Annotated in this window: 11 protein-coding genes and 1 pseudogene; 6 read left to right on the forward strand and 6 right to left on the reverse strand. The window is 63.6% G+C overall.

All coding sequences use genetic code 11. The features are described 5' to 3' along the window. Positions 1 to 184 precede the first annotated feature (184 nt). Both uvrA and ACVJ19_RS30930 read left to right on the forward strand, forming a co-directional pair. A complete protein-coding gene (gene uvrA / locus ACVJ19_RS30925) occupies positions 185 to 3,160 on the forward strand; it encodes an excinuclease ABC subunit UvrA (RefSeq protein WP_453952924.1) in 2,976 nt (991 codons plus the stop codon). A gap of 131 nt (positions 3,161 to 3,291) precedes the next feature. Further along, positions 3,292 to 3,861 carry a DinB family protein gene (locus ACVJ19_RS30930; protein ID WP_453952925.1) on the forward strand — a complete coding sequence of 190 codons (570 nt, stop codon included), beginning with the start codon at positions 3,292 to 3,294 and terminating at the stop codon, positions 3,859 to 3,861. 1 nt (position 3,862) lies between these two features. Here the strand turns inward: ACVJ19_RS30930 and ACVJ19_RS30935 are convergent, their stop codons facing one another. After that, entirely contained in the window at positions 3,863 to 4,399 is a 537-nt protein-coding gene (locus ACVJ19_RS30935) for an RNA 2'-phosphotransferase (RefSeq protein WP_453952926.1), read from the reverse strand. A 73-nt stretch (positions 4,400 to 4,472) separates the two neighbouring features. On the opposite strand from ACVJ19_RS30935, the gene ACVJ19_RS30940 reads away from it, so the two are divergent. After that, entirely contained in the window at positions 4,473 to 4,715 is a 243-nt protein-coding gene (locus ACVJ19_RS30940; protein WP_453952927.1) for a hypothetical protein, read from the forward strand. Between the two features lie 101 nt (positions 4,716 to 4,816). Here ACVJ19_RS30940 and ACVJ19_RS30945 read toward each other — a convergent pair whose 3' ends face one another. Continuing rightward, positions 4,817 to 5,167 (reverse strand): DUF5615 family PIN-like protein, encoded by a 351-nt coding sequence (locus ACVJ19_RS30945; protein ID WP_453952928.1) that lies wholly within the window; start codon positions 5,165 to 5,167, stop codon positions 4,817 to 4,819. 3 nt (positions 5,168 to 5,170) lie between these two features. Beyond that, positions 5,171 to 5,392 carry a DUF433 domain-containing protein gene (locus tag ACVJ19_RS30950; RefSeq protein ID WP_453952929.1) on the reverse strand — a complete coding sequence of 74 codons (222 nt, stop codon included), beginning with the start codon at positions 5,390 to 5,392 and terminating at the stop codon, positions 5,171 to 5,173. A gap of 71 nt (positions 5,393 to 5,463) precedes the next feature. Between ACVJ19_RS30950 and ACVJ19_RS30955 the strand changes: the two genes are divergently transcribed. Both ACVJ19_RS30955 and ACVJ19_RS30960 read left to right on the forward strand, forming a co-directional pair. Then, the gene (locus ACVJ19_RS30955; RefSeq protein ID WP_453952930.1) at positions 5,464 to 6,105 is read left to right on the forward strand and encodes an HAD-IA family hydrolase; all 642 of its coding nucleotides are present in this window, start codon (positions 5,464 to 5,466) and stop codon (positions 6,103 to 6,105) included. Between the two features lie 34 nt (positions 6,106 to 6,139). Next, a complete protein-coding gene (locus tag ACVJ19_RS30960) occupies positions 6,140 to 7,057 on the forward strand; it encodes a nucleoside hydrolase (protein WP_453952931.1) in 918 nt (305 codons plus the stop codon). A gap of 85 nt (positions 7,058 to 7,142) precedes the next feature. On the opposite strand, the gene ACVJ19_RS30965 is transcribed toward ACVJ19_RS30960, so the two are convergent. The 3 genes and pseudogenes from ACVJ19_RS30965 to ACVJ19_RS30975 all read right to left on the reverse strand — a co-directional run bounded on the left by ACVJ19_RS30965 (position 7,143) and on the right by ACVJ19_RS30975 (position 10,343). After that, entirely contained in the window at positions 7,143 to 8,090 is a 948-nt protein-coding gene (locus ACVJ19_RS30965) for a YVTN family beta-propeller repeat protein (RefSeq protein WP_453952932.1), read from the reverse strand. A gap of 2 nt (positions 8,091 to 8,092) precedes the next feature. Next, positions 8,093 to 8,659 carry an SRPBCC family protein gene (locus ACVJ19_RS30970; RefSeq protein ID WP_453952933.1) on the reverse strand — a complete coding sequence of 189 codons (567 nt, stop codon included), beginning with the start codon at positions 8,657 to 8,659 and terminating at the stop codon, positions 8,093 to 8,095. A 917-nt stretch (positions 8,660 to 9,576) separates the two neighbouring features. Next, a pseudogene (locus ACVJ19_RS30975) lies at positions 9,577 to 10,343 on the reverse strand (AAA family ATPase). A gap of 277 nt (positions 10,344 to 10,620) precedes the next feature. On the opposite strand from ACVJ19_RS30975, the gene ACVJ19_RS30980 reads away from it, so the two are divergent. Continuing rightward, positions 10,621 to 12,684, forward strand: coding sequence for a DUF1217 domain-containing protein (locus ACVJ19_RS30980; RefSeq protein WP_453952934.1), 2,064 nt, complete (start codon positions 10,621 to 10,623; stop codon positions 12,682 to 12,684). Positions 12,685 to 12,700: the final 16 nt, after the last annotated feature.

Raw genomic sequence — 12,700 nt, forward strand, 5'->3', positions numbered from 1 at the left:
CTGCTGCCAGATGCCGCCAGCGCGCCAACATTCCGTTGACGATTCGCAACTCCCTCTGGAAATCCGTCTCCGTTCTTCCTACGTTCGCTGCCATACCCATCGGCGCCGATCCCGGTTCCGGGCGACACGCGCCTTTTTTGTTGGCGCGATCGCGCACCTTTGGGCTTCCTTGAGGGCAACTCGGATGGATGAAGTGATCAGGGCGAAGCGCCAACAACAGAACGCGGGCTCGAGCCTGCGCGCAATTACGATCCGCGGCGCGCGCGAGCACAACCTCAAGAACATCGACGTCGAGATTCCCCGCGACAAGCTGGTGGTGTTCACCGGTCTCTCCGGCTCCGGCAAATCCTCGCTCGCCTTCGACACCATTTATGCCGAGGGCCAGCGCCGCTACGTCGAGTCGCTGTCGGCCTATGCCCGCCAGTTCCTGGAGATGATGCAGAAGCCCGATGTCGACCAGATCGACGGCCTCTCGCCGGCGATCTCGATCGAGCAGAAGACGACATCGAAGAACCCGCGCTCGACCGTCGGCACCGTCACCGAAATCTACGATTACATGCGCCTGCTCTGGGCGCGCGTCGGCGTGCCCTATTCGCCGGCCACGGGCCTGCCGATCGAGAGCCAGACCGTCTCGCAGATGGTCGACCGCGTGCTGGCGCTGCCCGAGGGCACGCGCCTCTATCTGCTCGCGCCGGTCGTGCGCGGCCGCAAGGGCGAGTACCGGAAAGAGCTCGCCGAATGGCTCAAGAAGGGCTTCCAGCGCGTCAAGATCGACGGCACCTTCCATGAGCTGGCGGAAGCACCGACGCTCGACAAGAAATTCCCGCATGACATCGACGTCGTGGTCGACCGCATCGTGGTGCGTGCCGACATCGGCCAGCGCCTCGCCGAAAGCTTTGAGACGGCGCTGAAGCTCGCCGAGGGCCTCGCCGTCATCGAGTTCGCCGACGCGCCGGCCGCCGCGCCTGCGGAAGAGAAAAAGAAGACGGCAAAAATCCACGACAAGAGTGGCCCCGAGCGCATCCTGTTCTCGGAAAAGTTCGCCTGCCCCGTCTCCGGCTTCACCATCCCCGAGATCGAGCCGCGCCTGTTCTCGTTCAACAACCCCTATGGCGCCTGCCCCGCCTGCGGCGGCCTCGGCGTCGAGCAGCATGTCGACGAGGATCTCGTCATCCCCGACAAGGAGCTGTCCTTGCGCAAGGGCGCGATCGCGCCCTGGGCCAAGTCATCCTCGCCCTATTACGAGCAGACGCTGACCGCGCTCGGCAAGCACTACAAGTTCACCCTCGACACCAAGTGGAAGGACCTCGCCAAGAAGACCAAGGATGCCATCCTCTACGGCTCCGGCGAGGACGAGATCAAGTTCTCCTACCAGGACGGCGTGCGCTCCTACGACACCAAGAAGCCGTTCGAGGGCGTCATCACCAACATCAATCGCCGCTACCGCGAAACGGAAAGCGAGTGGGCCCGCGAAGAGCTGGCGAAGTATTTTCACGACGTGCCCTGCGAGGGCTGCAAAGGCTTCCGCCTGAAGCCCGAGGCGCTCTGCGTCAAGGTCGGCGGCAAGCACATCGGGGAGATCTCGGAGCTGTCGGTCAAGCGCGCCGGCGAGTGGTTCGAGACCGTGCCGGAGGCGCTGAACAAGCAGCAGAACGAGATCGCCGGCCGCATCCTCAAGGAAATCCGCGAGCGCCTGACCTTCCTGCTCGACGTCGGCCTCAACTACCTCACCCTCTCCCGCTCCTCCGGCACGCTGTCCGGCGGCGAGAGCCAGCGCATTCGTCTGGCGTCGCAGATCGGCTCGGGGCTGACGGGCGTGCTCTATGTGCTCGACGAGCCCTCGATCGGCCTGCACCAGCGCGACAACGCCCGCCTGCTCGATACGCTGAAGCGCCTGCGCGACCTCGGCAACACCGTGGTCGTGGTCGAGCATGACGAGGATGCCATCCGGCTTGCCGACTACGTGCTCGACATCGGCCCCGGCGCCGGCATGCATGGCGGCAACATCGTCGCCGAGGGCACGCCCGCCGAGATCATGCGCAACCCGAAATCGCTCACCGGCAAGTATCTCACCGGCGAGCTCGAGGTCGAGGTGCCGGAGCGGCGTCCGCCGAACCATCGCCGCACCATCAAGGTGGTGAACGCGCGCGGCAATAACCTCAAGAACGTCACGGCCGAGATTCCGCTCGGCCTGTTCACCTGCGTCACCGGCGTCTCCGGCGGCGGCAAGTCGACGCTCCTGATCGATACGCTCTACCGCGCCATCGCCCGCAAGCTGAACAACGCCAGCGAAGGCGCCGCGCCGCACGACCGCATCGAGGGCCTCGAGCATATCGACAAGATCATCGACATCGACCAGTCGCCGATCGGCCGCACCCCGCGCTCCAATCCAGCGACCTACACCGGCGCCTTCACGCCGATCCGCGAATGGTTTGCCGGCCTACCCGAGGCGAAAGCGCGCGGCTACGAGCCCGGCCGCTTCTCCTTCAACGTCAAGGGCGGCCGCTGCGAGGCCTGCCAGGGCGACGGCGTCATCAAGATCGAGATGCACTTCCTGCCCGACGTCTACGTCACCTGCGACGTCTGCAAGGGCAAGCGCTACAACCGCGAGACACTGGAAGTCCTGTTCAAGGGCAAGAGCATCGCCGATGTGCTCGACATGACCGTCGAGGAAGCCGCCGAGTTCTTCAAGGCGGTGCCGCGCGTGCGCGAGACCTTCCAGACCCTGCACCGCGTCGGCCTCGACTACATCCATGTCGGCCAGCAGGCGACGACCCTGTCAGGCGGCGAAGCCCAGCGCGTCAAGCTGGCGAAGGAGCTGTCCAAGCGCGCCACCGGCCGCACGCTCTACATCCTGGACGAGCCCACCACCGGCCTGCACTTCCACGACGTCAAGAAGCTGCTGGAGGTGCTGCACGAGCTGGTCGCGCAAGGCAACACGGTGGTCGTCATCGAGCACAATCTCGAAGTCATCAAGACCGCCGACTGGGTCATCGACCTCGGCCCCGAAGGCGGCGACGGCGGCGGCGAGATCGTCGCCTGGGGCCCGCCGGAGGACATTGCGAAAGCACCGCGGAGCTACACCGGCAAGTTTTTGGAGCCGGTGCTGAAGAAGGCAAGGAAGCCGAAGCGGCGGAGCACGAGCGAGGCGGCGGAGTAGAAGCTTTGGATCGAAGCCCCGTGGGGCGGATTAGCGAAGCGCAATCCGCCACTGCCCCTCTTGTGGGACAGTTGGGCCAGGCTTCGTCATCCTCGCCCGACGAACCACGCAGGATCCGGGAGGGAACCGACATGTCCGCTGGACTCGTACAGACCTATCGCGCCTTCGCCCACAACAATGCCTGGGCGAACCATCGCCTGCTCGCCGCCTGCGCCGCGCTATCCCAGTCTGAATTCGAGGCCCACCGCACCGGCTTCTTTCCAAGCCTGCAGCGTACGCTGAACCACATCTACATCATCGACCTCTTCTACATCGATGCGCTTGAAGGTGGCTGGCTCGGACCGGCAGCCTGGAAGAACGAGGTGCCCTTTCCTGCCCTCAATGCGTTGAAGCCTGCCCAGGCCGCAATGGACAAGCGCCTGATTGCGATCTGCGATGCACTGACGCCCGCGCGGTTCGATGACGTCGTGAAGATCAACCGCGACACGAGTGTTCAGACCGAGCGCTGCGACCGACTGCTCATGCATCTGTTCCAGCACCAGATCCATCATCGCGGGCAGGCGCATGCCATGCTGTCCGAGACGACTGTTGCGCCCCCGCAGCTCGATGAATTCTTCGCAGAAGGCGAAGCACCGCTCAGGGCCGCTGAGTTCGCCGAACTCGGCTGGACCGAGGAGACCGTCTGGAAATCCCGGATATAAGCTACGCCAGAAACTCCGGCGGCACATGGTCGGTCAGCCACACGCCATTGTCTGCGCGAAAAAACTCGAACCCCTTGGCATGCATGCTGCCGGCATCGACCTTGAAGATGTGCGGCTTGCCGTGGCGCTGACCGACACGCTGCGCCGTCGCCTCGTCGGAGGACAGGTGCACCTGCTGGCGCGCCTGCGGCTTCAGTCCCTCGGAAAGGATGGCTTCGACGAACCGTGTTGCCGTGCCATGATACAGGACCGATGGCGGCTCCTGCGCCGCCAGGCCAAGTTCAACGGAGACGGAATGGCCTTGCGCAGCGCGAATGCGATCCGTGTCGGCTGACAGCGAGAAACGCTTCTTGTCACTCTCTGCGACGACACGCAGCAGATCGTCGCGGCCAAACTTTGTGCCGGCGGCATTTGCCTTGGCGACAAGGTCGTCGATGCCGGCCCACCCTTGCGAATCCAGCACCAACCCGATCGCGTCAGGCTGGTGGCGCAGGACCAGGCTCAGAAATTTGCTGAGCTGGGTGTCATTGATCGGCATGGCTTCCCTTCCAGTCCCGCACCTCTACACTTAAGCGTTCGACAAGGCCAGATGAGGCGATCTGGAGGGAGCGATGCCCAGCCGAACCTATACGCTCTTTCGGCAAGCCATCCTCGCCGAGCAGCAGGTGACCTGCGTCTACGAGGGCCGCTACCGCGAGCTCTGCCCGCACATCATCGGCACCAGCAAGAACGGGGAGGAAGCTGTGCTGGCCTTGGCAATTTGCCGGCGAGAGCAGCGGACCGCTGCCGCAATGGCGATGCCTGAAGCTCGCCAACGTCAGTGGCGCCCGGGCACGCGACGGCCACTGGCATGAGGGTGGCTCGCACCGGACGACACAGACCTGCATCAAGAGCATCGATCTCGACATCAATGTTCACGTGCGCAAGTTGCGGTGAGCGGCAGTTTTTCGCAGTGCTACAGAGACCGAGATCGAAAACGAACCTCGTCAATCACGACGTAGCGGCCGAATAGTTCCTCCCCGAACTGGTCCACAGCCTCCAGCAAACGCGTCCTCGCGAGTTGTCGATTTTCCGGATCGATGCGCAGCAAGATCAGGCCTGGAACGGTTAGGCCGCGGCGAAACACCAGTTCGCCAAAATCCTTGTCAGCCGTGAGGAGAAGACGTCCCTCCCGGGACGCCAGCGCGATGACCTCCAAATCGCTGATGCTGGCAGCAAATTCGGCAGTGTAGAGCACGTCGTGATGAGCGCCGCGTAGCTCTCGCACCAGAGAAACTGTGACGCACTCGTCCGCGAGCCAGCGCACGATTCAGCGATAGATAATGTCTTCGTCGGCCAGATAATCGGCCGCAAAAGCTTGGGCTGCCCTGATGTCATCGAGCGTCAGCCGCGGGTGCTCCGCGATGATGGCCTCAGAGGTCATGCCCGCGCCCAGTTCGCGCAACACCAGTTCGACCGGCACACGCGTCCCGCGTATCACGGGCTTGCCATCCATGATCGCCGGGTTGATTTCAATCCGCTCGTGCCGCATGGCTGTCCTCTAAGTCCGGCCAACAATAGCACGCCCTATCCCGCTTGTCAGCGAGCCCAAAACCCAGCCCCATGCCCTACTCCCTCGCCATCTTCGATCTCGACGGCACCCTCGCCGACAGCTTCCCCTGGTTCCTGCGCGTCATCAACGATGTCGCCGACCGCTTCGGCTTTCGTCGTGTCGCCGATGAGGACATCGAGGAGCTGCGGCATGCTTCGAGCCGTGAGATCCTCAGCCGGCTCGAGGTGCCCTTGTGGAAGCTGCCGGCGATCGCGCGGCATGCGCGGCGGCTGAAGGCGGAGGCCGCTGCCGAGATCTCGCTGTTTGCCGGCGTCGAGGCGATGCTGCGGACGCTGGCCGAGAACGGCGTGCAGCTCGCGCTGGTGACATCCGATAGTGAAGCCAATGCGCGCGAGAAGCTCGGCGAGGCCGCGGCGCTGTTTTCGCATTTCGACTGCTCGGCGTCGCTGTTCGGCAAGCCCGCGAAATTCCGCCGTGTCGTCCGCCGCGCCGGCGTGGACCCCGGCCGCGTCATCGCGATCGGCGACGAGGTCCGCGACATCGAGGCGGCGCGGGCGGTGGGGATTGCCTGCGGTGCCGTGTGCTGGGGCTATGCCGCACCGGCGGCGTTGCAAGCGCTTGCGCCCGATCACATGTTCGCCCAGATGGAGGAGATTGCCGAAGTGGTCTGCCGGATCCAGCAGAGCGCCTGATCCGCAATCGCAGCGCACGGCCGGGGAGACGCCGATGACACTCACGGACGCAAGCCGCCTCAAGCTCCTGGAGCCGCCGGTCGGCCGGTTGCGGGTCGCACTCGACACCGACACCTATAACGAGATCGACGACCAGTTCGCGCTGGTGCAGATGCTGCTGTCGAAGGACCGCCTCTCAGTCGAGGCGATCTACGCCGCGCCGTTCTTCAATGCGCGCGCGGACAGCCCCGGCCACGGCATGGAGCTGAGCTATCAGGAAATCCTGCGCCTGCTGGACCGCCTGAACGTCGCGCCGGAAGGCCTGGTTCACCGCGGCGTCACCGACTATGTGGGCCCCGGCAAGACGGCGCGGACGGCACCCGCCGTAGACGACCTCATCGCCCGGGCGCGCGCGGGCACGCCGGACAATCCGCTCTACGTCGTTGCCATCGGCGCCATCAGCAACGTCGCCTCTGCGCTGCTGAGGGCGCCCGATATCATCGACCGTATCGTCGTGGTCTGGCTCGGCGGCCATGCGCTGGAATGGCCCCACACGGTCGAGTTCAATCTGAAGCAGGACGTCGGCGGCGCTCAGGCGCTGCTCGACAGCGGCGTGCCGCTCGTGCTCGTCCCGTGCATGGGCGTCACCTCGCGTCTTCACTCGACGGTGCCGGAGATCGAACGATACGTCGAACCCCACGGCAGCATCGGCGCGTTTCTCGCCATGCGCTTCAAGGAGTATGCGTCCGACCACATGGGCTGGGCCAAGGAAATCTGGGACATGGCGCCGGTCGGCTGGCTGCTCAACCCCGTGTGGGCACCGAGCGTGGTCATCCCCGCTCCGGTCCTCACGGATCAGATGACGTGGAGCGTCGACCGCAGGCGGCATCCGATCCGCTACGTGACCTATGTGGACCGCAATCCGATCCTGAAGGATTTTTTCGTGAAGTTGAAGGCGTTTGCCGGATCGTAGCCCGTAGCCCGGATGGAGCGAAGCGCAATCCGGGACAGCGTCCCCGCATTCCGCTTCGCTCCATGCGGGCTACAACAGCCGCCCCCTACTCCGTCCTCCTCAAAAACGCCCCGAACGCGCGCGGGCCGTCGCCGGTCTTGATCTCGCCGACCACCTTCAGCTCAGTGGCATCGATGATGTCGAGCGTGTTGCTCTCCCAGCAGGCGACGATGACGCGCTTGCCGTCGGCGGTCGCATTGATGCCTTCGGGATAGTCGCCGACATTGATGCGCTTGATCGGCTTCAGGCTCGCGAGGTCGAACACGCTGACGGTGCCGCCATATTGGTCGGTGACGAAACCGCGGCCTTGCGTCAGCGCCACGGCATAGGGACGCATCCCGACCGGCACGCGGCCGATCTCGCGGGCCTCCGCGAGATCGATCACCGAGACGTCGTCGGAACCGACATTGGCGGTGTAGGCGCGCTTGCCCTCGGCATCGATGGTGACGCCGAACGGGCGGGTGCCGACCTTGATGACCGCCTTGCGCTGGCGCGTCGCCGTGTCCACGACGGAGACGCTGTCGTCGTCGCGGTCCGCCGAGAGCAGCAGCCTGCCATCAGGTGTCACCGCCAGCCCCGATGGCGAGGCGCCGACTGCGATGCTGGCGGTGACGCTGCGCGAGGCCGCATCGATCTCCCGCACCGCCGCCGCATACCAGTCCGCGACATAGACGGTGCGCCCATCGGGCGCCACGGCAATGCCGAGCGGTCCACCGCCGACCTCGACGCGGCCAGCGACCCGCCGCGTGGCAGCGTCCACCACCGTCACCGCCTTGGCATCCGGGCTCGTGACATAGGCAAAGCGGCCGTCGGCGCTGACGGCGACGCCCGCCGGCTTGCCGCCGATCGGGATGGTCGCAACGCCGCGCGAGGTCGCGAGGTCCACGACCATCAGATCGTCGCTGAGCTGGTTGGTGACGAACGCCTCCTCGGCGGAGGCGCTGCCGAGGCGAGCAAGGCTGGCGGCGAGCGCCGCCAGGACCAGGACCCGCACGGTCAGCTTCCGCTCTCGATCTTCTTCTTCAGCGCCTCGAGGCCGGCCTTGTAGAGCCCGCTCACCGCCGTCTTGGCGGCCTCGTCGCTCAGCTCCGGCGGCGGATCGTTGTTGGGAAAACCGCGATAGAATGCGCCGGCCCATTCCAGCGTCGCGCCCTTGCCGTCGGCGCTCGGCGTCACCGTCAGCGTCGAGGAGTAGTTGGTGACCGGCAGCACCTTCACGTCCACGGTGGTGATCCGGTAGGAGTAGGTCATCGCGGCGGCGTCGAACTTGTAAAGCTCCTCGTCCACGGTGGCCCCGCCGGTCAGCGTCAGCTTCCGCGTCGCACCGATCTCGTTGCCCTTCTCGCCCTCGGTCTTGGTGACCGGCGGAAGCCAGCTCATGTCCTGGAAATTGCCGATCACCGCCCACACCTTGGCCGGCGCTGCGTTGATCTCGATGGCTTCCCGCACCTTCTGCCGGGTCGGTCCGTGGGCCCAGGCCGGCACAAACGCCGTCGTCAGGGCCATCCCCGCCACCGCCAGCGCCGCCACCCCGGCGAACGCCGTTCCGCTTCTCATCCTCATCTCGTTTCCTCACTCTTCAATCTGCGCGACTTGAGGCGCGCTGAGACCATGGTAGCGCATTTTGGGGCCGAGGGGAGACCGGTTCGTGGCATGGCAGTGGCGGGGCCGCACCCCGTTCACGCCAGTCCTTGCGTTGCCCGACGGGCAAAACACACAAGACCGGGGTCAATGCATCAGGATGAAAACAATTCGCTTTACGCGAATTCGGAATTAGCGCATGTTGTGGCCATCCCAGCCCGGTCCGAGGGGCGTATCGCGATCGTCACGACACGCGGGAGGGGACGTGGTGGACGCAGGCGGCGTCGGCGCGAGGGCTGTTTGCAGGGCGGGTCACTCCGTGAGCGAACACTACGCGCACACGACCGGTGCAGCCTGCGTACGGCAAAATCGTGTGGTCCTGGCGCCCGGGGTCTGTGCGCCAAGGCTTGCGGTGATGTGCCCTGCTCGACCGGGCGGCGCATCAGCCATCCGCAAGGCGACGGGGGCAATAGTGCATCGCTCCCCGGGGAGAGCACGACATAAGTCGTCAAACCACTGCGCAGGGAAGGCCGGATGTTTGGCTTCACCTGTATGCCGCTGTGCAGCTTCTCGTAGCGCAATTTTCGCACAGTGGACCGTGGGTGCCAGCCGGCACCCGGCCTTCCCTGCGCCCTCGGCACTTTTGAGGGCGGCAACTGAAGCAAAGCTCGGGCAGAATGCGCCGCGAGAATGCGAAACCGCGCGTACGATGCGGGTAGCAGTGCGAGGTAAATTCGGACTCTCGTGCCCCGGACGCAGCGCAGCGCCCCTTCGGCGGTGCGCTGCAGAGCCGGGGCCCATGCAACAGCAAAATGTGCGGCGTCTGGGTCCCGGCGCTGCGCCGCAACGCTCACGCGTTGCAGCTGGTCCGGGACACGCGTGTGGGTGTCGGGTGCGCCCTACTCCGCCAGCGTCGCCTCCACGAACCCGCGCGGGTCGTCACAGAACTCGCGCATGACCCGGTAGTGATCGGTCTGCTCCACCGTAACAGGCTCCAGGCCGTACTTCCCGAGCCGCAGCAGCCGCGCATTGGGATAGGCCATCAGCATCGGCGAATGGGTTGCCAGGATGACCTGGCAGATGCGGGACTCGTCCATGCGTCGCAGCAGCTTCAGGAATTCGATCTGGCGCGCCGGCGACAGGGCCGATTCAGGCTCGTCGAAAATGAAGATACCCTGGCGCTGGCAGCGCTCCTCGAAGAAGCGCAGGAAGCCTTCGCCATGGGAATGCGACAGGAAATCGGGGCCGACCTGGCCGGCATCACGTGCGGCCTTGTCCAGATATCGCGCCACCGAGAAGAAACTCTCGGCACGAAAGAACCAGCCATTGGTGATCTTCGGCAGCCAGCTTGCGCGCAGCGCCTTGGACAGTTGGCCACCCATCTTCTCCCGCGCCTCGGAGTGATCAACCGGCATGTAACCCTTCCCGCGCCGGCATCGTCGTAGCCGGCGAGCGCTGCAATCCCCTCGAGGATCGTCGATTTCCCGGTGCCGTTCTCTCCGACGATGATCGTGATGGCCGCATCGAAGTTGAGCTCGAAATCATCCGGAAAGATCGGCAGGCAAAACGGATAGACCTCGCGATCGTGGACTTGCGCCGGGTCGAGCCAGACCCGCTTCAGATAAGGCGCCGGCAGGTTGATCGTTCGACTGCCTCTTCGGCTCATGCCCGGCCACCACCCCATTCCGATCCATCTCTCGATCGGAACATATCAGGAACGCAATCTTCGCGAAAGCTGCATCTGAGAAACATACAGACACAAACAGCAATAAAACCCGTAATGCGTCACTCTGACACTGATTAAAACCTGCGATTGCAGGCCAGAATCGTCCCAAGAAAACGCAGCTGTGAGCCAGTTTGCCGGCATGAGGCCAGCGCCCCACTCGCGACCCCGCAATGATTGACGGACGTCCGGGACCGTAAGAAGCCGCGAGGAATGCGCGATGGTATCAACGTATTTCAGCTACAACTACATTTCGCACCATCTCAAGCAGTCCCTGACGCGGGTCGAACAGCAACCCGACGTCGCGCGGGAGGCCGCCTATTACAAGGCCAACATCGGCAAGGTGAAGACCATTGACGATCTCATGAAGGATTATCGCCTCTATCATTACGCACTGAAGGCGTATGGCCTGGAGGACATGGCGTACGCCAAGGCTTTCATGAGAAAGGTGCTGGAGAGCGACCTCTCCGATGCAAAGAGCTTCGTCAACAAGCTGGTCGACAAGCGTTACCGGGAGTTTGCCGAGGCATTCTCCTTCACGGGCGGCACAAAGCCCGTTGCGCAATCGGAGGACCAGATCGACGAGATGATCGGTCTGTACACGGCGACCAAGAAGAGCCAGGTCGATGCACTTGCCGACGACAAGACGTACTACAGCGCCCAGATCGGCAGCATCAGCAGTGCAGACCAGCTGCTGAACAACGACCGTCTCCGCAACTATGTTTATTCGGCATTCGGGATCGATCAGAGCAAATGGCCGCGCGACACGATAAGTCAGGTCCTGCGCAGCGACCCATCCGATCCAGACAGCTACGTCAACACCACCTTCGCGTCTCAGTTGACCGGCCTCAACGCCCAGCTCGCGCAAGCCAAATCGGACGTGAGCGCCACCAATACGAAGATCGCCGACTACACGGCCCAACTCTCGCAACCGGGCGCGGATGTGGCTCAGTTGAACGTCCAGATCCTGGTAGAAAAATATCACCTGGAGTCGTACACGAAGAGCATTTCCAGCCTCAATGACCAGATAGCGACGATCGGCGACTTTGTAGACCTGGCCGGCGCGTTCGAGTTTTCGCCTGACGGGTCGCTGCCGTCGGGTGTGGCCGCGCAGACTGCCGCAAACGTCACGCTCACGACAAAGCGGTTCGATGACAGCAAGTCCGCCGTCTATGCTGCGGCAAGCCCGCTGAGCGAAGCTCTGGCAACCCAGCTGTTCAGAAACGCGATCCTCAATGTCAAGTCAGTCCAGGCGTTCGTATCGACACCAGCCGTATATGATTTTGCGCTGGGCGCCGTCGGCCTCGATCCCGCAGAGGTCTCGCAGGCCACCATCAAGGCTGTCCTCGAAAGCGACCTCAGCGATCCCAAGAGTTACGTCTATATGCTCAAGGACAATCGGTACGTCGAGCTCGCGCGCGCCTTCAACTTCGACGCCAAAGGCAATCTGACGACCCCCTTGGTGGCTCAGGACCCGGCAAAAGTCCTCCAGATCGCGAAGGACTACGTCATTGCAGTGGTTAGACAGGCAAGCCCTGAGCAGCAGAAAGCAGTTCGGGAACAGGCCCAGAAAGACGCGACGTCTTATCAGGAAGCCATTGCAGGCATCGACAGCGTTTCCGAGCTGCTTGCGAACCGGAAGATGGTCGATTTCATTCTCGTCGCCAAGGGTTTGGACCCCAAGAAGGTCAGCACCGACTATCTCAAGAAGATCTTCGCCTCCGATCTGAACAATCCAAAGAGCTTCGCGAACACCGAGAGCGATCATCGCTTTGCCGAAATCGCGGCGTCGTTCAATTTCGACAGCAAGGGCAACGTCGCGCGCCTTGCGATGGTTGGTCCTCAGAAGCAAGTCCAGTTGCGGGAAACCCAGGCGAACTATCTCCAGCAAAGCCTCGAGCAGCAGCAGGGCGATACGAATCCCGGCGTGCGCCTGGCGCTCTATTTCCAGCGCAAGGCGGGGGAGATCACGTCGGCATACGACATCCTTGCCGACAAGGCGCTTTCGGAGGTGTTCAGGACAACCTTCAACCTGCCTGACTCGATGGCATCGATGCCGATCGATCAGCAGGCCAAGTTCGTGGACAGGTTCATGAAGATCAAGGATCTCTCCGACCCCGCGAAGGTCGAAAAGCTGTTGGGCCGTTTCTCCGCCATGTATGACGTCAAAAACGGCCAGAGCATCGGTCAGGGACAATCCCCCTTGCTCAATCTCTTTCAGGGATCAGGCTCGGCAATAAGTGACTCTACGTACTTGGCCATTGCCAAACTACGTTCTCACTGATGATCGCTCGCCGAGA

The organism is Bradyrhizobium sp. USDA 376 (assembly GCF_054063675.1).